Origin of the sequence: Pseudomonas sp. 21615526 (assembly GCF_013386245.1) — a bacterium.
Taxonomy (GTDB): domain Bacteria; phylum Pseudomonadota; class Gammaproteobacteria; order Pseudomonadales; family Pseudomonadaceae; genus Aquipseudomonas.
Genome location: NZ_JACAOM010000015.1, coordinates 97,306 through 116,164 on the forward strand (window position 1 = coordinate 97,306; position 18,859 = coordinate 116,164).

18 protein-coding genes are annotated in these 18,859 nt (G+C 62.1%); 8 read left to right on the forward strand and 10 right to left on the reverse strand.

Going from position 1 to position 18,859, the window contains the following annotated elements:
• Window positions 1–42 precede the first annotated feature (42 nt).
• From HX786_RS06615 to HX786_RS06630, 4 genes are all read left to right on the forward strand, one after another.
• Window positions 43–2,472 carry a TonB-dependent siderophore receptor gene (locus HX786_RS06615; protein ID WP_087694749.1) on the forward strand — a complete coding sequence of 810 codons (2,430 nt, stop codon included), beginning with the start codon at window positions 43–45 and terminating at the stop codon, window positions 2,470–2,472.
• Window positions 2,473–2,534: 62 nt separating this feature from the next.
• A complete protein-coding gene (locus HX786_RS06620) occupies window positions 2,535–3,638 on the forward strand; it encodes a PepSY domain-containing protein (RefSeq protein WP_003209218.1) in 1,104 nt (367 codons plus the stop codon).
• Window positions 3,635–3,811 (forward strand): hypothetical protein, encoded by a 177-nt coding sequence (locus HX786_RS06625; protein ID WP_003209216.1) that lies wholly within the window; start codon window positions 3,635–3,637, stop codon window positions 3,809–3,811. The genes HX786_RS06620 and HX786_RS06625 overlap by 4 nt, the downstream gene beginning before the upstream one ends.
• A 35-nt stretch (window positions 3,812–3,846) precedes the next feature.
• Entirely contained in the window at window positions 3,847–4,476 is a 630-nt protein-coding gene (locus tag HX786_RS06630) for a glutathione S-transferase (RefSeq protein WP_178911855.1), read from the forward strand.
• Between the two features lie 201 nt (window positions 4,477–4,677).
• On the opposite strand, the gene creD is transcribed toward HX786_RS06630, so the two are convergent.
• The 4 genes from creD to HX786_RS06650 are packed head-to-tail and all read right to left on the reverse strand — an operon-like array spanning window position 4,678 to window position 8,697.
• On the reverse strand, window positions 4,678–6,027 hold the full coding sequence (gene creD / locus HX786_RS06635; protein ID WP_178911856.1) for a cell envelope integrity protein CreD: 1,350 nt from the start codon (window positions 6,025–6,027) through the stop codon (window positions 4,678–4,680).
• Window positions 6,028–6,079: 52 nt separating this feature from the next.
• A complete protein-coding gene (gene creC, locus HX786_RS06640; RefSeq protein WP_177116631.1) occupies window positions 6,080–7,519 on the reverse strand; it encodes a two-component system sensor histidine kinase CreC in 1,440 nt (479 codons plus the stop codon).
• Window positions 7,519–8,187: a two-component system response regulator CreB gene (gene creB, locus HX786_RS06645; protein WP_003209207.1), complete on the reverse strand. Its 669-nt coding sequence runs from the start codon at window positions 8,185–8,187 to the stop codon at window positions 7,519–7,521. Before creB ends, creC begins: the two co-directional genes overlap by 1 nt.
• A 9-nt stretch (window positions 8,188–8,196) precedes the next feature.
• On the reverse strand, window positions 8,197–8,697 hold the full coding sequence (locus tag HX786_RS06650; RefSeq protein WP_003209205.1) for an ATP-dependent zinc protease: 501 nt from the start codon (window positions 8,695–8,697) through the stop codon (window positions 8,197–8,199).
• 173 nt (window positions 8,698–8,870) lie between these two features.
• Between HX786_RS06650 and HX786_RS06655 the strand changes: the two genes are divergently transcribed.
• Window positions 8,871–9,758, forward strand: a complete 888-nt coding sequence (locus tag HX786_RS06655) for an acyltransferase (protein WP_003209204.1) — start codon at window positions 8,871–8,873, stop codon at window positions 9,756–9,758.
• On the opposite strand, the gene HX786_RS06660 is transcribed toward HX786_RS06655, so the two are convergent.
• A complete protein-coding gene (locus HX786_RS06660) occupies window positions 9,755–10,324 on the reverse strand; it encodes a DUF2780 domain-containing protein (protein ID WP_003209203.1) in 570 nt (189 codons plus the stop codon). The genes HX786_RS06655 and HX786_RS06660 overlap by 4 nt on opposite strands.
• 153 nt (window positions 10,325–10,477) lie before the next feature.
• Between HX786_RS06660 and HX786_RS06665 the strand changes: the two genes are divergently transcribed.
• The 3 genes from HX786_RS06665 to HX786_RS06675 all read left to right on the forward strand — a co-directional run bounded on the left by HX786_RS06665 (window position 10,478) and on the right by HX786_RS06675 (window position 12,330).
• Window positions 10,478–11,113, forward strand: a complete 636-nt coding sequence (locus tag HX786_RS06665) for a sigma-70 family RNA polymerase sigma factor (protein WP_178911857.1) — start codon at window positions 10,478–10,480, stop codon at window positions 11,111–11,113.
• Window positions 11,110–11,787: an anti-sigma factor domain-containing protein gene (locus tag HX786_RS06670; protein WP_087694755.1), complete on the forward strand. Its 678-nt coding sequence runs from the start codon at window positions 11,110–11,112 to the stop codon at window positions 11,785–11,787. The genes HX786_RS06665 and HX786_RS06670 overlap by 4 nt, the downstream gene beginning before the upstream one ends.
• 84 nt (window positions 11,788–11,871) lie before the next feature.
• A complete protein-coding gene (locus tag HX786_RS06675; protein WP_003209196.1) occupies window positions 11,872–12,330 on the forward strand; it encodes an anti-sigma factor domain-containing protein in 459 nt (152 codons plus the stop codon).
• A 65-nt stretch (window positions 12,331–12,395) separates the two neighbouring features.
• Here HX786_RS06675 and fdhA read toward each other — a convergent pair whose 3' ends face one another.
• From fdhA to HX786_RS06700, 5 genes are all read right to left on the reverse strand, one after another.
• The gene (gene fdhA, locus HX786_RS06680) at window positions 12,396–13,595 is read right to left on the reverse strand and encodes a formaldehyde dehydrogenase, glutathione-independent (RefSeq protein WP_003209194.1); all 1,200 of its coding nucleotides are present in this window, start codon (window positions 13,593–13,595) and stop codon (window positions 12,396–12,398) included.
• Window positions 13,596–13,789: 194 nt separating this feature from the next.
• Window positions 13,790–14,647: a formyltetrahydrofolate deformylase gene (purU, locus tag HX786_RS06685; RefSeq protein WP_003209192.1), complete on the reverse strand. Its 858-nt coding sequence runs from the start codon at window positions 14,645–14,647 to the stop codon at window positions 13,790–13,792.
• A gap of 120 nt (window positions 14,648–14,767) precedes the next feature.
• Window positions 14,768–15,400: a sarcosine oxidase subunit gamma gene (locus tag HX786_RS06690; protein WP_178911858.1), complete on the reverse strand. Its 633-nt coding sequence runs from the start codon at window positions 15,398–15,400 to the stop codon at window positions 14,768–14,770.
• A 132-nt stretch (window positions 15,401–15,532) separates the two neighbouring features.
• The gene (locus tag HX786_RS06695) at window positions 15,533–18,550 is read right to left on the reverse strand and encodes a sarcosine oxidase subunit alpha (protein ID WP_178911859.1); all 3,018 of its coding nucleotides are present in this window, start codon (window positions 18,548–18,550) and stop codon (window positions 15,533–15,535) included.
• A complete protein-coding gene (locus tag HX786_RS06700) occupies window positions 18,547–18,849 on the reverse strand; it encodes a sarcosine oxidase subunit delta (protein WP_003209187.1) in 303 nt (100 codons plus the stop codon). Before HX786_RS06700 ends, HX786_RS06695 begins: the two co-directional genes overlap by 4 nt.
• Window positions 18,850–18,859: the final 10 nt, after the last annotated feature.

Below are 18,859 nucleotides of genomic sequence, written 5' to 3' on the forward strand. Positions count from 1 at the left end.
CACATAGGCAATTGAGAAATATTTCCATTCAGGAGCCGCCCTATGTCCCGCACACTAGACACCTTGTTGCGCCCCAGCCTGTTGGCCGTGGCCATTGCCCTCAGCGCTCCGCTGGCCAGCACCCAGTTGCTCGCCGCCGAACAAGCGTCCAGTGTGCGCGCCTACAATCTGCCGGCAGCGTCGCTGGCCACCACCCTGAACCAGATCGCCAGCCAGGCCGGTTTGGCGCTGACGCTGAACCCGGGGTTGGCAGCGGGCAAGACTTCCGCGCCGGTAAAAGGGCAATTCGATGCACAAGGCGCATTGCGTGAAGCGTTGCGCGGGACCGGGCTGCAACTGGAGCAAAGCAGTGCAGGCACGTTCAGCCTGGTAGCGATCCCGGATGGGGTCGTGGCATTGCCGGAGACCAGCATTACCGGCCAGGCCGACGCGGAAAGCGCATGGGGGCCGGTTGATGGTTACCTGGCGACCCGCACCGCTGCCGGCACCAAGACCGATACCGCACTGGTCGAAGCCCCGCGTTCGATCTCCGTCGCCACTCGCCAGCAAATGCAGGACCGCAACGTCCAGAACCTGGATGACGCCGTCAAATACATGCCCGGCATCGTGTCCGCCAGCTACGGCAGTGACACCCGCTACGACTGGATGCGTGTACGCGGCTTCGAACCCACCCAGTTCCTCGACGGCCTGCCGCTGCCACGCGGCGTGTATGCCAACCCGAAAGCCGAAACCTGGAACCTCGACCGCCTTGCGCTGCTGCGCGGCCCGGCCTCGTCGGTCTACGGCCAGACCCCGCCCGGCGGCCTGCTGGATATGGTCAGCCGCCGCCCCAGCGCTGAATCGAGCAATGCCATCCAGGTGCAGTATGGCAGCGACAACTACCGCCAGATCAACTTCGCCAGCACCGGCAAGATCGATGATGAAGGCCAGTTTCTCTACGGCCTCAGCGGTGTGGTGCGCGACGCCGGCACCCAGGTCGATCACATCGACAACAAGCGCTACAACATCGCGCCCAGCCTGACCTGGAATATTGATACCGACACCAAGCTGACGTTTCTGTCGCAGTTCACCCGCGACGATACCGGCGCCACCAGTCAGTTCCTGCCCATTGTCGGCACCAAGATCAAATCGCCGCTGGGGGACATCTCTCATCACAAGAACCTCGGCGACCCGGACTACGAGTACTACGACCGCACCTACTACGCGCTGGGCTACGCCTTCGAGCATCGCTTCAACGATACCTGGCAGTTCAAGCAGAACCTGCGTTACACCAAGTCGGAGCTGGCTTTCCAGCAACTGACCGTGGGTTCCTACGGTTACTCGACCATTGATGCCGAGGGCAATACCAGCCGCGGGTCGACCAACGTCGACGAAAACATCGGCCAGTTCGCCGTCGACAACAATTTCCAGGCTGACTTCGCCACCGGTGATATCACCCACACGCTGTTGCTCGGCCTGGATCACCAGCGCACCGACACCTCGTACCTGTCGATCTTCGGTGACGGCGGCACAGTCAACCTCTACAACCCCGTCAACACCAAGCCGGTGGTGCGTCCGGCGCGCTCCACCGCTTATTACGACTACAACCAGAAAACCATCCAGACTGGCCTTTACGCCCAGGACCAGATGGCCCTGGACCAGTGGCGCCTGACCCTCGGCGGGCGTGAAGACTGGGTGCACCAAGGCACCACCTACTTCAACAAAAACGATGCAACCAATACCGACCGCAGCAAGAACTTCAGTGGCAACGCCGCGCTGAGCTATGTGTTCGATTCGGGCTTCGTTCCGTACCTCTCCTACGCCGAATCGTTCCAGCCAGCGAGTAACGCCAGCGTCTCGCCAACCGAGTCGTACAAACCCACCGAAGGCAAGCAATGGGAATTGGGGGTCAAGTACCAGCCACCCGGCTCAAATACCCTGCTGAGCGCCGCGGTGTACGACCTGACCCAAAAGAACGTGCTGGTTACCAGCTTCGGCGCCGGTGGCCAGTCGATCACCAACCAGACCGGCGAAGTGAAGGTCAAGGGCCTGGAATTGGAAGCCGTCTCTGACGTGACCGAGAACCTTAAGGTCATCGCGGCATACACCCTGGCCAAATCCGAAGTGCAAAAAGGCCAATACAAAGGCAACCGCCTGCAACTGATGCCAAACCAGCAAGCCTCACTGTGGACCGACTACACCTGGCACGCCGGTGTGCTCGACGGTTTCGGCATTGGCGCGGGTGCCCGCTACACCGGCAATACCTATGGCGACCAGGGCAACACCTGGCTGGGCAAGGCCAATGCCTACACCGTGTTCGATGCCTCCGTGCATTACGACCTCGGCCGCCTGGACAACAGCCTCAAGGGGGCTTCGGTGAAACTGAATGCCACCAACCTGTTCGACAAGGACTACATTTCCACCTGCGATGCTTCCTACTGCTACTACGGCGACCAACGCAGCGTCGTCGCCAGTGCCACCTACCAGTGGTAATCGGCTGAGTTAACAACCGGGCCGCCCCCGTGGGCGGCTTCGGTGTGTCTGAAGGCTAGAAAATGAAAAGCAAAACCATCCGCCGCTGGTCCTTCATCCACACCTGGACCAGCCTCGTCTGCACCGTATTCCTGCTGCTGCTCGCCCTCACCGGCCTGCCGTTGATCTTCCACCACGAGATCGACCACCTGCTGGGCAACGAACCCGAGCTGGCACAGATGCCCGCCGATACCCCACAGCTGAACCTCGAACAGCTTGTTGCCAAAGCCCAGGCCCATCGCCCCGGCGAAGCCATGCAATACCTGGCCTGGGACGAAGACGACAAGAACGGCGTGATCGCGATCATGGCCGCCACCGCCGGCACCGAACCCAATTCCTCCCACACCTTCATGCTCGACGCCCGCACCGGCGAGGCCGTGGAAACGCCTTCGGCCAACGGCGGGCTGACGATGTTCCTGCTGCGCCTGCACGTCGATATGTTCGCCGGGCTGCCGGGCAAGTTGCTGCTGGCGTTCATGGGCATTCTGTTTGTGCTGGCGATCATCTCCGGCACGGTGCTGTACCTGCCGTTCATGCGCCGGCTGAAATTCGCCACCGTGCGCCAGGACAAATCCACGCGCCTGCGCTGGCTCGACCTGCACAACTTGATCGGCGTGGTCACCCTGACCTGGGCGCTGGTAGTGGGCGTGACCGGCGTGATCAGCGCCTGCGCCGACCTGATCATCGCCGCGTGGCGCACCGACAGCCTCAGCGCAATGATCGAGCCTTACAAAAACGCCCCGCCGCTGACCCTGCGCGCCCCCGCCACCGACCTGCTGACGATTGCCGCCAAGGCCGCGCCCGGGATGGAGCCGGACTTTATCGCGTTCCCCGGCACGCGTTTCTCCAGCGAGCATCACTACGCGGTGTTCATGAAAGGCAGCACCCACCTGACTTCACACCTGCTGACGCCGGTATTGATCGACGCCAGCAACCTGCACGTCACCGCCATCGCCGAACGGCCGTGGTACATGGACGCCATGGGCATGTCCCAGCCGTTGCACTTCGGTGACTACGGCGGCATGCCGATGAAGATCCTCTGGGCGGTGCTGGATGTGCTGACCATCATCGTCCTGGGCAGTGGCGTGTACCTGTGGCTGGTGCGGCGCAAGGCGGCCAAGTCATGAAGCCGAGGCAATCGAGTTTCTGGAAGGTATTCGGCATTCCGCTGGCCATCGGGTTGTTGAGTGCTGCCGGATTGTTTGCGGCATTGCTGGGGGACGGCTTGTGGGATTCGCTGAGCTGGGTGGGGCTGGGCATTCCGGCCGCCATAGGTAGCTGGGCGTTGCTCAAGCGTTGAGATAGATTAGCGCTGCCCTTTTCCGAGGAATGCCCATGTCCACCCCCAGCATGACGTTGTTCCACAACCCTGCCTCGCCGTTTGTGCGCAAAGTACGGGTGTTGTTGCACGAGACCGGTCAACTGGACCGCGTGACCTTGCACGCCTGCGTGCCGACGCCGGTCAAGCCCGACGCCGATGTAATCCTGGACAACGCGCTGGGCAAGATCCCCGCCCTGCGCCTGGCCGACGGCAATGCGCTGCACGACAGCCGGGTGATCCTCGATTACCTCGACTACCAACACACCGGGACTCCACTGATCCCCCGGAACGGCCCGGCCCGCTGGCGGCGCCTGACCCTGGCCTCGACCGCCGACGGCATCATGGATGCCGCCGTACTGGTGCGTTATGAAACCGCCATGCGCCCCGAGGAAAAACACTGGGACCTGTGGCTGGAAGGCCAGCGCGACAAGATCCGCCGCGCCCTCGACATGCTCGAACAGGACGCCATCGCCGAACTGGCCGGGCCGTTTGACGTGGCCGCGATCAGCGTGGGGTGTGCACTGGCTTACCTGGACTTCCGCCACCCGGACATGCAGTGGCGGTCGAGCCATCCGAAGCTGGCGGCGTGGTATGCCGAGGTGAGTCAGCGGCCGTCGATGCTCCAGACCCAGCCACCGGCCTAACCTGCTGCAAGGGCCCCTCTGTGGCGAGGGAGCTTGCTCCCGCTGGAGTGCGAAGCGCTCCCAGGATTTTTGGGGCCGCTGCGCAGCCCAGCGGGAGCAAGCTCCCTCGCCACAAAAAGCTCCCGGGCCAAAGGGAATAGCGCGTTAATCCTCACCACTAACTGCGCGCCCTCTTGCTGATCTTCCCGCAACCCCAACGACCTACTCATCACCCACCTCCTTGCGTTTGCCCACGCCATACCAATCCAGCTTGCGGGTCAGCACCATCACCGTGCCCAGCAACCCGAACAGCAGCAACGAGCCCATCAACAACGCGTAATCCTCGGCACTCAGCAACCCGTACAGCAAGCCATACAACGCCGCCAACCCTGCTGAAAACCCCAGGCCATGGGCGACACTGCGCAGCACATGGCAGACGTAAAACCCGATCAGCAACACACAGGCCGCCGCCGATATCAGGTAAGCCGGGCCAAACCCGATGTGCTCGGACAACGACAACAGCAGCAGGTAGAAAAACGTTAGGGCAAACCCCACCAGCGCGTACTGGATCGGGTGCACCGCCAGGCTCTTGAGCACCTCGAACAGGAAGAAACCGGCAAACGTCAGGGCAATGAACAGCAGCGCATATTTGATCGCCCGATCGCTCTTGAGGTACTGGTCCACCGGGTCGATAAAGCTCACGCCGAAGCTGCGGCTGTTGAAGTCGTCACAGCCGCGCTCGGCCAGGCAACCGCGCAGTGCTTCTTCCAGGTTGGTGGAGAAGAATGTGGTCTGCCAATTGGCGCTGAAGCCTTGGGCGGTGACCTCACGCTGGGCCGGCAGGAAGTTGCCGATAAAGCTGGGGTGCGGCCAGTTGGACGCCAGCTTGACCTGGCTGGTCTTGCCCACCGGCACCACTTGCAGTTGCTCGGTGCCTTGCAGGCGCAGGTCAAAGGCGAAGTCAAAAGGTGACGGATTCTGGCTGTCCTGCTCGGGCAGCATCACGTGCACACCCTCCCCCAGCCAAGCCACTTGAGTGCCCGGGGAAAACGCCAGTTGCTGGCTGCCCAGCTCCAGCTTCAACGCATTTTCGATGCCGCGAATGTCGCTGATACCCACTGCCAGATACGCCCGCTCAAAGCGGTAATCGGCAAAGTTTTCCGTGATGCCCCACTGCTCCGGCAACACAAACCGCCCACTGATACGGCTGTCGGCGTGGAACAACCGCGCCTGGTAGATGCCCCGGGCGCGCACTTCGGTTTGCACCTGCCCGTCGAGGGCAAATTGCTCCGGCAGGAAATACAGATGACCACGCACCTCGCGGGTTTCTTCGTAGCGTTCGTTGAGCTTTTCATTGAGCTTCCACTCCCGGACGGTCTTGCGATAAGGCACCACCAGCACCGGGCCATTGAGGCGCTGGCTGTAGCTGGAACTGCGGGCGATATCCTGCAAGACGTCGTCGCGCAGTTGCTGACGGTCGGTAATCACCCCGTGGATCATCAGCAACGGAATCAACAACAGCACGATCAGCAGCGCGATGGCGCCCAATTTGAAAAGCAGATTGCGGTTCATGAAGCTCTCCCTGTTTTGATGGGGGAGAGTCTGGCGGGCGCTTAAGGGGGATTTATGAAGGGAATGTGGAGACTGTGTGGAGATGCAGTTTTACCTGCACGCCGCCGGGCACGTTGCCGATCTGCAATGAGCCGCCGTGCAGCTTCATCACCTCTTCGACAAAATTGAGCCCAAGGCCGGTGCTCTTGCGCCCGCTGGCCGGGCGCGGCAGGGAATAGAAGCGCTCGCTCAGGCGCGGCAACGCGTACTCGGGAATGGCTTCGGCCTGGTTGAACAGGGTGAATTCGATCCCGTCATCCAAGGCCTTGGCGCTGAACCGCAATGTGCCACCGGGCGGTGTGAAATCCAGTGCGTTTTCCAGCAGGTTACCCAGTGCCTGGCGCAGCAGGAACGGCTCGCCGTACACCTGCAGATCCGCGTCAATCGCCTGCTCGACCTGCAACCCGGCGCCTTCAATGCGCGCACATTGAGCCCTGAGCACTTCGTCCACCAGCGCCGCCAACGACAGGCTGGCCTGGTCCTCAAGGCCCTGGCGCTGCTCCACCTGCGCCAGGTTCAGCAGGCGTTCGATCAACTGCTGCAAGCGCGCACTTTCACTGTCGATATTGCTCACGAAACGCTGCTGCTGGTCACGGGACATGTCGCCCTGCAACAGCTCCGCCGCACCACGAATCGCCGCCAGCGGGCTTTTCAATTCGTGGGTCAGGGTGTGCACATAACGTTCGACGTACGCCTTGCCTTCCAGCTGGGTGCGCATGTGTTCCACGGCGGTGGACAACTGCTCCAGTTCACCGCCGCGATAGTGCGGCAACTCGGCACGCCGGCCTTCACTCACCGCCTGGGCATACGCCGTCAGCCGGCGCAGTGCGACACTCAACCACCACGACAACAGCGCACCAAACAGCAAGCCCAGGGCGACCAGCCCGGCGCCGTACCACAGCAGCCGGTCTTCGGTGCGGTCCACATAGGGTTGCAGTGAACTGTTGGGCTTGGCCACAGTGACCACGCCGATGATCTGCCCGCTATCGCGGATCGGCGCGCCGACGTGCATCACCGATGAGGCAGGGTCGTCCAGTTCGCTGCGGGTCGAGCGCGCACCGTATTCGCCGCGCAGGGTCAGGTACACGTCGTTCCACTTCGAATAGTCCTCGCCCACCGCCTCGCCGGTGGAGTCCAGCAACACGATGCCCTTGGCGTCGGTGACGTAGATGCGGTGGTTGACCTGGTTTTTCGGCAGGCCCCAGATATTCGCGCCGGGCTGACGCTCACCGTAGGCCTTGAGCAGTTCGGGCCAGTGGCTCTGGCCGAGGGTGCCGTTCTTCACATCGTCGCGCAGGATTTCCGCCAGCAGGTTGGCGGTGTCCACCAGGGTTTCCTCGGTGGACTGGCGCACGCCGGGGCGGATTTCCTTCATCACGGTGCTGAGTACGAAGTAGCCGGTCAGGCCGATAAACAATGCGTACACCAGGAAGAACCGAATCCCCAGGCGCATCAGCTGTTGCCCGGGCTGTAGCTGTAGCCCAGGCCACGGTGGGTCTGGATGGGCTCCGCCTCGGGCGCCACCGCGCGCAATTTGCTGCGCACGCTTTTGATATGGCTGTCGATATTGCGCTCGTAGCCTGCGTCCGCCGCCACGCCCACCGCATCCAGCAGTTGCTCGCGGCTGAACACCCGCTCGGGTTGCTCCAGCAGGCTGTGCAGCAGACGGAATTCATGGCGAGTGAGGCTCAGGGGCTGGCCGCGATAACTGATCTGCATGCGCTCCAGGTCCACCTGGAACACCGCCGGAGCAGCACCGGGGCCCACGCGCTTGAGAATGGCCCGTACCCGCGCTGCCACTTCCCGCGGGCTGAACGGCTTGACTACATAGTCGTCAGCGCCGATCTCAAGACCCACCACGCGGTCGATCTCACCGTCCCGGGCGCTGAGGAACATCACCGGTACTTCGCTGAAACGCCGCAGTTGCTTGCAGGTTTCAAAGCCGGTGATGTCCGGCAGGCCGATGTCGAGGATGACCAGGTCCGCCGGGGTTTGCCGCTGATGGGCCAGCGCCGCCTGGCCGAGGCTCAACCAGGTGGTGGTGAAGCCCTCGCCTTGCAGGGCGAAAATCAGCGTGTCAGCGATAGCCGCTTCGTCTTCGACAATCAGGATATGCGCCATGGTGTTCCGTCAGCAGTCCGGTTTGTCCGCAGTGTAACGGCGGGCCGGGTTTACCGCAGCGCCGAATTCACGCAGGGCCTTGGCGCCGATCAGCAGCGGGTAGTTGAAGCTGCTGCGGTCGGTGAGGTTGACCTCGACGGTGCGCTTGACGTTGCCCAGGCACATTTCCAGGTCGATCACCGGGCGCTTGGCCACGGTGGCTTCGTCCTTGTCGTCATCTTCGTCGGCGCGGCTCTTGATTTTGCTGATGCGCGAAACCTTGTGCTCGTACACCTTGTTGGTGGCGTCCTTGCCGCCGAGGCGGAAGCGTACCCAGTCGTCGCCATCACGGGTGAAGGTCTCGATGTCCCGGGCCGACAGCGAGGCGGTCAGCGCGCCGGTGTCCATCTTGGCCTTGAAGGTCTCACCGATTTCCGGCAGTTGGATGTATTCGTAGCGACCGTAAAGGGTCGGCTCGGCGGCCATGACAGGCAAGGCCACCAGCGTTAGCAGGGCAAGGATGGATTTCACGTAGGAGGTTTCCTTGAAATAAGTGGGCCAATTCTAGACTGCAAATTCGCTGCTTAGTTAGATCACAGAGCATACCCAGCCCGCTGTGAAACATTCGTAAGCTTATTTGCGATTTGGTCTCCAGGCCCAAGCTGCTTATCATGGCGGGCCAAAAATGATTCCAAGAGTTACTTATGCGCCGCCTGCTCACCGGCTGTTTCGTCACATTGCTGCTGTTGCTCAACACCCTGGTGCTGTTCGGGCCGCTGATGGTGTTTGCCCTGCTCAAGCTGGTGGCCCCCGGTCGCTTTCGTGACTATGCGTCCTGGGCCGTCATGTGGATCGCCGAAACCTGGGCCGAGATCGACAAGCTGATCTTCGCCCTGTGCATCCCTACCCAATGGGACATTCGCGGCGGCGGCGACCTGCGGGGTGACACTTCTTACCTGGTGATCAGCAACCATCAATCCTGGGTCGACATCCCCGCACTGATCCAGGCCCTCAACCGGCGCACGCCGTTCTTCAAGTTCTTCCTGAAAAAGGAACTGATCTGGGTACCCTTCCTGGGCCTGGCCTGGTGGGCGCTGGATTACCCGTTCATGAAGCGCTACAGCAAGGCATTCCTGGCCAAGCACCCTGAACTGGCAGGCCAGGACCTGAAAATCACCAAAGAGGCTTGCGAGTTGTTCAAGCGCCAGCCGGTCACCGTGGTGAATTACCTGGAAGGCACGCGGTTCACCCCGGCCAAGCGCAAACAGCAGGCTTCACCCTTCGAGCGCCTGCTCAAGCCCAAGGCGGGTGGCGTGGCGTTCGTGCTCGCGGCGTTGGGTGAACAGCTGGATGCGGTGCTCGACGTCACCGTGGTTTATCCACAGGAAAACATTCCGGGCTTCTGGGACTTGATCAGTGGTGCGGTGCCGAAGGTGATCGTGGATATCCGTACCCGAGAGCTGGATCCGGCGTTGTGGCAGGGGGATTACGAGAACGATCCGGCGTTTCGCCAGACCGTCCAGAACTGGGTCAACCAGCTCTGGATGGAGAAGGATGCGCGCATCGCCCAACTGCGCGCGGAGCGGCCTTAGCCGCCAGTGCCCCAGGCCGAAGCCAGTTTGCCCAGCACCGATTCGCTGGCGCCCTGGCCGCCCAGGTATTTCAGGATAACCGGCGCAAACTGGCCCACCATCCCGCTGTCCATGCCCAGCGCGCTGAACGCAGTGTTCAGGTCGTTGGTGTTTTTCACGTTACCCAACACGCCATCCAGGCCCGAGGTCTTGCTGCCGCCGCTCTGGCCGAGCATGCCGCTCAGGGCGCCGAGGCTGCCCAGGGAGTTGCTGCCGGAGAGCTTGTCCAGGCCCGGTACGCTTTTGGTCAGTTGCGAGTAATCACCGCCGCCCAATTTATTCTTGGCCAGGCCCAGCATTGCGCCGGTACCACCAACGGCCTGCTCAGGGGTCACGTTCAATTGCGAGGTCAGTGCCTGCAGCAGACCAGCGGTCTGTGAAGTGGGTGCAGCCGCTGCTGCCTTGTCGCCACCTTGTGCACCGGACACGGCATTGGCCACGTCGCCGAGGCTGAAACCTGCCGCAAATACCGGGCTGGCCGCCACGGTCAACAGGCAGGACAGGGCAAAACCGCGTGAAATCTTCATCAAGACAACCTCTGAAAGTAAGCGCAAAAAGCAGGAGTTTGACTGGGTACGCCGAAGGATTGTTCCCTCCCTGCAGATTAGTTCAGAAAACCACTGCATCCGATGCGCCTTGCGCTGCGTATATCCACCACGAGCCGCACGGAGGTCGATGGAATGAATGCCCAAGCTGGACTAACCTCAGCCTGCCCTCTTTACCGTGCGCCGTCCCATCGCCCTGTTGCAAGCGCCTGGAGAAGCCCTATTTCGACCCACGATGCAGATCAGCTACGGCAATTGCTGACCCAGTGTTCACTGGGTAATCGCCAGGCGTTCGAAACGCTCTATCGCAGCGTTTCCCCGCGTTTGCACGGTGTTGCCTTGCGTTTCATGGGTCGCAAGGAGCTGGCCGAGGAGGTGTTGCAGGAAAGCTTCGTGCGCATCTGGTACAACGCCTCACGCTATGAGGCCCATCTGTCGGCGCCCATGACCTGGATGGTCAATATCACCCGCAACCTGGCGATCGACCAGTTGCGCAAACACCGCGAACAACCCTTGAACGAAGGCCAGGAGGACGCCACGGCCGACGAAAGCCCCAGCGCCCATGAACAGCTCGACAGCGAGCGTGAAGCCCTCGCCCTGAACCGCTGCCTCGACAGCCTCGAAGGCATGCAGCGCCAGTCGATCACCGTGGCTTACTTCCAGGGCTTGTCGTGCTCGGAATTGGCCGAACATCTGGCCGCGCCCCTGGGCTCGGTCAAATCCTGGATTCGCCGCGGCATGGAGCGCTTGCGCAGGTGCCTTGAATCATGAACTACCAGACCACCGCCCTGCGCCGCGCCCTGGCGGCTGACTACGCCATCGGGCTGATGCCTGCCACCGCCCGCCGGCGCTTTGAAGCGCTGCTGCGGGATGACGCGGCGCTGCGCGTCGAACTCGGGCACTGGCAGGATGCCCTCGCCAGCCTCACCGGGCCGCTGCCTGAACGGCCGGTGCCGGACCACGTATGGGAAGGGATCAAGGCGCGCATTGAGCCGCAAGTGCTGCATATGCCGGCGAAGAAACCGTTCTGGATGAACCTGCGCTTGCTGGTAGCGGCGTGCGGGGTGGTGATCGCGGTATTGGTGGGTGTGTTGTACCAGCGCGATCTTGGGGTGGAGTACAACGCCACGCTGGTGGCGGCTGATCAGCAGCCGGCGCTGAAGATCCAGGCCTACGCGGATCACCTGCAAGTGGAACCGCTGACCCTGGCGGCCGTGGAGCCGGCCCGCGCGTTGGAACTGTGGGCAATCCCGGCAGGCGGCAAACCCATCTCCCTGGGGTTGTTGCCGGTGTCGGGTAACGGCCGAATCCAGTTGAGCAAAGAACACCAGGCGCTGCTGACGGCGCCGCTGACCCTGGCAGTGAGCCTTGAGCCTCAGGGGGGCTCGCCGACCGGACAACCCACCGGGCCGGTGCTGTATCAGGGCCAATTGGCATCACTCTGATCCGAGGCTCAATACGACGGATGAGGAACCGATCGCCGTTAACCGGGTCCATTAAAGACTACAAAACATGTCAGGAAGAGCCTAATGACTGCGATCAACCCCCAAGTGATTGAGCACAAGCCTTCATTCTGGAACCGCCCACGCCTGTTCGTCGGCGCCTGTTTGGTGATAGTGGCAGGCGTCGGCGGCGCCCTCTACACCCAGGACAGCGTCAAGGCTGCCGCATTGCTGGTGAACACCACCCAGCAACCGGCCACGCAAATCGTGGCCCACAAGGATTACCTCGAAGTGCAGCCGATTGCCGCCACCGCACCGGCTCCGGACCAAAGCCTGGAGCTGTGGGCGGTTCCGGCTGACGGCACGCCAGTGTCACTGGGCCTGTTGCCGGAAGACGGCAAAGGCATTATCGGCATCAACCCTCGCCAGCAGGAGTCGATCAGCAAGCCGGTGACACTGATGGTCAGCTCGGAAACCAAGGGCGGCTCGGTGAGCAAGCAGCCGACGGGGCCAACGGTGTATCAGGGGGCTTTGGCGATTCGCTGATTCTCCCACCCAACCGCAGATGCAAAAAAGGCGACCCTGAGGTCGCCTTTATATTTGCCCGCGATTTAAGCCGCGCTGAACAACTTGTGCGGATCAATCACAAACTTCTTCGGCACGCCCGCATCGAACTCACCGTACCCGCGTGGCGCGTCATCCAGGCTGATGACTTCCACACCGACGATGTCGGCAATGTTGATACGGTCCCACATGATCGCCTGCATCAGTTGGCGGTTGTACTTCATCACTGGGGTTTGCCCGGTGTGGAAGCTGTGGGACTTGGCCCAGCCCAGGCCGAAACGAATGCTCAGGCTGCCCATTTTTGCAGCGGCATCCACGGCACCCGGGTCTTCTGTCACGTACAGGCCCGGAATACCGATTTTGCCAGCCACCCGCACCACGCCCATCAACGAGTTGAGCACGGTGGCCGGAGCCTCTGCCTTGGCCCCTTCATGACCATGGCCACGCGCTTCGAAACCCACGGCATCGACGGCGCAATCCACTTCCGGCTCGCCCAGCAACGCAGCGATTTGTTCGTGCAGCGGGGTATCTTTCGACAGGTCGGCAATTTCAAAACCCTGGGCCTTGGCGTGGGCCAGGCGGATCGGGTTGACGTCACCGATGATCACCACCGCAGCGCCCAGCAGGCGAGCGGAGGCGGCAGCTGCCAGGCCCACAGGCCCGGCACCGGCGATGTAGACCGTGCTGCCCGGGCCAACGCCCGCAGTGACTGCACCGTGGTAGCCAGTGGGCAGGATGTCGGAGAGGCAAGTCAGGTCGCGGATTTTCTCCATGGCCTTGTCGCGGTCCGGCAGTTTCAACAGGTTGAAGTCGGCGTAAGGCACCAGCACGTATTCGGCCTGGCCACCGGTCCAGTCGCCCATGTCGACATAGCCGTAGGCGCCACCGGCACGGGCCGGGTTGACGGTCAGGCACACGCCGGTGTGCTGCTCTTTGCAGGAACGGCAACGGCCGCATGCGACGTTGAACGGCACCGACACCAGGTCGCCGATCTTCAGGTTCTCGACGTCGCTGCCCTTCTCGATCACTTCGCCGGTGATTTCGTGGCCCAGGACCAGGCCGGTCTGGGCAGTGGTGCGGCCGCGCACCATGTGTTGGTCGGAGCCGCAGATGTTGGTGGAGACCACGCGCAGGATGACGCCGTGCTCAATCTTCCTGCCACGGGGGTCCTGCATTTTGGGATAGTCGATTTTCTGTACTTCGACCTTGCCGTTGCCGAGATACACGACACCACGATTACCAGACATGCTTTCACCTCGCTGTTGTTTTTATGGAACCGCGTTGCCCAGGCAGGCAGCGCGTTTAAGTGCTCGGGTACAGATGCTGTTTTTGCGTTGTTAGTAAGGGCCTCTTCGCGAGCAAGCCCGCTCCCACAGTTGACCGAGTCCTACCTTTGAAATGCGGTCGAATGTGGGAGCGGGCTTGCTCGCGAAGGCGTCCATCAGAGCACCACTGTCCGATTGGCGTTCAAGAACACCCGCCGCTCAATGTGATACCCCACGGCCCGGGCCAGGGTCAGGCCTTCGATATCCCGTCCCTTGGCAATCAAATCTTCCGGATAGTGACTGTGGTCCACCACCTCCACGCCCTGGGCGATGATCGGGCCTTCGTCCAAATCGTTATTGATGTAATGCGCAGTGGCGCCCACCAGTTTCACCCCCTTGTTGTAAGCCTGGTGATACGGCTTGGCGCCCTTGAAACCGGGCAGCAGGGAGTGGTGGATGTTGATGGCTTTACCATCGAGCTTGCGGCACAGCTCCGGCGACAGCACTTGCATGTAGCGCGCAAGGATCACCAGCTCGGCGCCGGACTCTTCGATCACCTGCCACACCTGGCGCTCCTGCGACGGCTTGTCGTTGGGGTCCAGGGGAAAGTGGTAATAGGGAATCTGGTGCCAGTCGGCCAGGGGCTTGAGGTCCGGGTGGTTGGAGACTACGGCGACCACGTCCATCGACAGTTGGCCGATGCGCTGGCGATAGAGCAAATCGTTGAGGCAGTGATCGGCCTTGGAGACCATGATCACCACTTTCGGCCGGTAGTTCGGCGCGGTCAGTTCGAAGATCATGCCGAACGCTTCGCCACGGGTGGCCAGGCCATCGCGGAAGGCTTGTTCGTCAAAACCGTCAGGCTGGCGGAACTCCACGCGGATGAAGAACCGGCCCGAGAGCCGGTCATCGAAGGAGTGGTGCTCAGTGACGTAGCAGCCCTGCTCGAACAGGTAGCGAGTGACCGCGTCCACCGTGCCGAGCACGCTGGGGCAGTCGGCGGTCAAAATCCATGTATCGGGTACGCGGCTCATTATTCGTGACTCCTTGATCGTTCCCACGCTCTGCGTGGGAACGCCGCAATGGACGCTCTGCGTCCGCTCTTGGGACGCGGAGCGTCCCGGGATGCATTCCCACGCGGAGCGTGGGAACGATCAGGCCTGGACGCTTAAACCATACTCAGCCGCCGCATCCTGCAACCACAGCCACCAGTAATCCGAGAAGCTGCGACGAATCACCAGCTCCCAGGTGTCTTCAGCAGTATGGCGAATCACCAATTGCGACTTGGCGAACACCGTGCCCACCGCCTTGCCCACCGGGAAGCTGTTGGGGTGCACGTCGTAGCTGGTGGATTTCATCAGCACATCGCGCACGTTCGGGCCGCTGAGTTCGAGAATCTGCTGGCCGCCGCTGACGTTGACGACCTGGATATGCAAATCACCCAGCGCCTCACGCAAGCTTTTCTCGGCGGCGAATTCCTCACCGCCTGGCACTACCAGCAACCACTCATCCGGACCGAGCCATTGCAGGCTGGTCTCGCCCTTGACGATGACTTGCAGGGCACCGGGCAATTCGATACCCAAGGCTTTGTGCACACCGGCGGCGAAGGCTGCGTCATGGCCATCGCCACGAATGGTCAGGTGGCCCAGCAGTTTCTTTTCACGCACGGTCACGCCGGTATTCTTGCGGCCCTTGCCTACCAGGCTGGCGAGGTCGGCATGGTGCAGCGACGACTCGGCCTTGGCTCCGGAGGTGGGGCGTTGTTGGTAAACATTGGCTGCTGTCATAAAGCACCTGTGTTGAATTTGATCGTTCCCACGCTCTGCGTGGGAATGCCGCCATGGACGCTCTGCGTCCGCTCTTGGGGCGCAGAGCGCCCCGGGATGCATTCCCACGCGGAGCGTGGGAACGATCAGGTGTCAGATGTTCTGTCGGTCGCCTTTAGGGTCGAAGAACACCGAAGAAACAATCTCCGCCTCGATCACGCTGCCATCCGCCAGCGGTGCAAACACCCGCTCGCCGATGCGCTTCAAGCCGCCCTTCACCACGCCCATGGCAAACGAATAACCGAGGGAGTTGTGGGCATAACTGGAGGTGACATGGCCGACCATCTTCATCGGGATCGTCTGCTTGGTGTCGAACACCAGTTGCGCGCCTTCCGGCAGCCACACGTTCGGGTCAATCGGCTTGAGTCCGACAAGCTGCTTGCGGTCTTCACGCACACAGTCTTCGCGATTCATCCCGCGCCAGCCAATCCACGAGAACGGTTTGGTGCGGCCTACACACCAGCCCATGTTCAGGTCGTCCGGGGTCATCGAGCCGTCGGTATCCTGGCCAACGATGATGAAACCCTTCTCGGCCCGCAGCACGTGCATGGTTTCGGTGCCGTACGGGGTCAGGTTGTACTGCTTGCCGGCCTCGACGATTTTCTCGAGCACGCCCATGGCGTAGTCGGCCTGCACGTTGACTTCGTACGACAGCTCACCGGTAAACGAAATCCGGAACACCCGTGCCGGCACGCCGCCTACCAGGCCTTCTTTCCAGGTCATGAACGGGAAGCCGTCCTTGTCCAGGTCGATGTCGGTGACTTCGCTCAGCAGCTTGCGGCTGTTGGGGCCGGACAAGGTCATGGTTGCCCAGTGGTCGGTGACCGAGGTGAAGTACACCTTGAGGTCTGGCCATTCGGTCTGCTGGTAGATTTCCAGCCACTGCAGCACGCGCGCTGCGCCGCCGGTGGTGGTGGTCATCAGGAAGTGGTTGTCGGCGAGGCAGGCAGTCACGCCGTCGTCGAAGACCATGCCGTCTTCCTTGCACATCAGGCCGTAGCGGGCCTTGCCCACGTCGAGCTTGGTCCAGGCGTTGCTGTAGATACGGTTGAGGAACTCGCGGGCATCCGGGCCCTGGATGTCGATCTTGCCGAGGGTGGACGCGTCCAGCAGGCCGACGCTGTCACGCACGGCCAGGCATTCGCGCTTCACCGCGGCGTGCAGGTCTTCACCGTTGCGCGGGAAATACCATGGGCGTTTCCACTGGCCGACGTCCTCAAACTCGGCGCCGTTTTTCACGTGCCAGGCTTGCAGCGCGGTGTAGCGCACCGGCTCGAAGATGTGCCCACAGTGCCGGCCTGCTACCGCGCCGAAGGTCACCGGCGTGTAGTTGGGACGGAACATGGTGGTGCCCATCTGCGGGATGGTCACGTTCAGCGAACGGGCCGCGATGGCCAGGCCGTTGACGTTGCCGAGCTTGCCCTGGTCAGTGCCGAAGCCCAGTGCGGTGTAGCGCTTGACGTGCTCCACCGACTCGAAACCCTCGCGGGTGGCGAGTTCGATGGCGGCCGCGGTGACGTCATTCTGCAGGTCGACAAATTGCTTCGGCGCCCGTGCGGTAGCTTTCTCGTGAGGTACCTGGAACAGCGCCAGGGTCGGTTCTTCCAGGCGGTTCAAGGCTTTTGGCAGCGTACCTTCCACCGGCGCAAACCCGGCTTCGCTGGCAGCGCGCACGCCACCTTCAAAACCGTCGGCCAGGGAATCGCCGAGGCCGTAGACGCCATTGATGCCACCGACGCACACGCGTTTCTGCGGTGCTTCGCCCGGTACAAAACCGAGGATGTCTTCACGCCAGGTCGGCTTGCCGCCCAGGTGCGAGGCCAGGTGGACCACCGGGCTGTAGCCGCCGGAGCTGGCGACCAGGTCGCACTCCAGCCACTCGCCGGGGCTGGTGACTTTATGAGCTTTGACATCGATGGCCGCAACACGGGCGCCAGTGACGTGCTTGCTGCCACGGGCCTCGATCACGGCGCTGCCGGTGAGGATGCGAATGCCTTTGGCACGCGCCTCTTCAACCAGCGCGCCCCGTGGATTGTGGCGGGCATCGGCTACGGCGACAACGCTGAGGCCGGCGTCGAACCAGTCCAGCGCCACGCGGTAGGCGTGATCGTTGTTGGTGGACAGCACCAGCTTCTTGCCCGGTGCCACGCCGTAGCGACGCACGTAAGTGGAGACCGCTCCCGCCAGCATGTTGCCCGGTACGTCGTTGTTGCCGTACACCAGCGGACGCTCGCACGCACCAGTGGCCAACACCACGCGCTTGGCGCGAACCCGGTGGATACGCTGACGCACCTGGCCGATCGGCGCACGGTCACCGAGGTGGTCGGTGAGGCGCTCGTGAATGGTCAGGAAGTTATGGTCGTGGTAACCGTTGACGGTGGCGCGAGGCAGCAGCACCACGTCCGGCAGGGATTTCAGTTCCGCAATAACACTGGCGACCCATTCAGCCGCCGGCTTGCCATCGAGGCTTTCGCGGGAATCCAGCAAGGAGCCGCCGAACTCTTCCTGCTCGTCCGCGATGATCACCCGGGCGCCACTGCGGGCGGCGGCCAACGCAGCCGCCAGGCCGGCAGGGCCCGCGCCCACAATCAGCACGTCGCAATGACGGTTCATGTAGTCGTAGGTGTCCGGATCGTTCTCGGTCGGCGAGCGGCCAAGACCGGCTGCCTTACGAATGTACTTCTCGTAAGTCATCCAGAACGATTGCGGGTACATGAAGGTTTTGTAGTAGAAACCCGGCGGCATCAGCTTGCCGCCGACCTTGCCGAGAATGCCCATCATGTCGTTGTTCACGCTCGGCCAGCCGTTGGTGCTGGTGGCGACCAAACCCTGGTACAGCGCCTGTTGCGTGGCGCGCACGTTGGGGATTTGCGTGGCTTCGGTGGCGCCGATCTGCAGCACCGCGTTCGGCTCTTCGGCACCGGCGGCGAAGATGCCGCGCGGGCGGGAATACTTGAAGCTGCGACCGATGATGTCGACGCCGTTGGCCAGCAATGCAGCGGCCAATGTGTCGCCCTCAAAGCCTTTGTAGCTCTGGCCGTTGAAGGTAAAGCTCAGGGCTTTGTTGCGGTCGATGCGGCCACCGTTAGACAGGCGATTGATCTGGCTCATACCTTCTCTCCAGAAGCCTTGGCGGTGAATTGCGGCTTGGTGCCAATCTTGTAGGTTTCAAGAATTTCGTAGGTCACGGTGTCGCGGGTCGCGTTGAAATACTGGCGGCAACCGGCGGCGTGAATCCACAGTTCGTGGTGCAGGCCGCGCGGGTTGTCGCGGAAGAACATGTAGTCGCCCCACTCCTCGTCGGTGCAGGTGTTCGGGTCCAGTGGGCGCGGGATGTGCGCTTGGCCGGAGGCGTGGAATTCCTCTTCGGAGCGCAGTTCGCCACAGTGAGGACAGAAGATATGCAACATAGGGAATTTC

Bases quoted from the DNA above. Each gene is read 5' to 3' on its own strand.
- HX786_RS06665 (WP_178911857.1), top strand. From the start codon at position 10,478: ATGAATGCCCAAGCTGGACTAACCTCAGCCTGCCCTCTTTACCGTGCG.
- creB (WP_003209207.1), bottom strand. From the start codon at position 8,187: ATGGCGCATATCCTGATTGTCGAAGACGAAGCGGCTATCGCTGACACG.
- HX786_RS06700 (WP_003209187.1), bottom strand. From the start codon at position 18,849: ATGTTGCATATCTTCTGTCCTCACTGTGGCGAACTGCGCTCCGAAGAG.
- HX786_RS06630 (WP_178911855.1), top strand. From the start codon at position 3,847: ATGTCCACCCCCAGCATGACGTTGTTCCACAACCCTGCCTCGCCGTTT.
- purU (WP_003209192.1), bottom strand. From the start codon at position 14,647: ATGAGCCGCGTACCCGATACATGGATTTTGACCGCCGACTGCCCCAGC.
- HX786_RS06660 (WP_003209203.1), bottom strand. From the start codon at position 10,324: ATGAAGATTTCACGCGGTTTTGCCCTGTCCTGCCTGTTGACCGTGGCG.
- HX786_RS06620 (WP_003209218.1), top strand. From the start codon at position 2,535: ATGAAAAGCAAAACCATCCGCCGCTGGTCCTTCATCCACACCTGGACC.
- creD (WP_178911856.1), bottom strand. From the start codon at position 6,027: ATGAACCGCAATCTGCTTTTCAAATTGGGCGCCATCGCGCTGCTGATC.
- HX786_RS06625 (WP_003209216.1), top strand. From the start codon at position 3,635: ATGAAGCCGAGGCAATCGAGTTTCTGGAAGGTATTCGGCATTCCGCTG.
- HX786_RS06675 (WP_003209196.1), top strand. From the start codon at position 11,872: ATGACTGCGATCAACCCCCAAGTGATTGAGCACAAGCCTTCATTCTGG.
- HX786_RS06695 (WP_178911859.1), bottom strand. From the start codon at position 18,550: ATGAGCCAGATCAATCGCCTGTCTAACGGTGGCCGCATCGACCGCAAC.
- HX786_RS06690 (WP_178911858.1), bottom strand. From the start codon at position 15,400: ATGACAGCAGCCAATGTTTACCAACAACGCCCCACCTCCGGAGCCAAG.
- creC (WP_177116631.1), bottom strand. From the start codon at position 7,519: ATGCGCCTGGGGATTCGGTTCTTCCTGGTGTACGCATTGTTTATCGGC.
- HX786_RS06615 (WP_087694749.1), top strand. From the start codon at position 43: ATGTCCCGCACACTAGACACCTTGTTGCGCCCCAGCCTGTTGGCCGTG.
- fdhA (WP_003209194.1), bottom strand. From the start codon at position 13,595: ATGTCTGGTAATCGTGGTGTCGTGTATCTCGGCAACGGCAAGGTCGAA.
- HX786_RS06670 (WP_087694755.1), top strand. From the start codon at position 11,110: ATGAACTACCAGACCACCGCCCTGCGCCGCGCCCTGGCGGCTGACTAC.
- HX786_RS06655 (WP_003209204.1), top strand. From the start codon at position 8,871: ATGCGCCGCCTGCTCACCGGCTGTTTCGTCACATTGCTGCTGTTGCTC.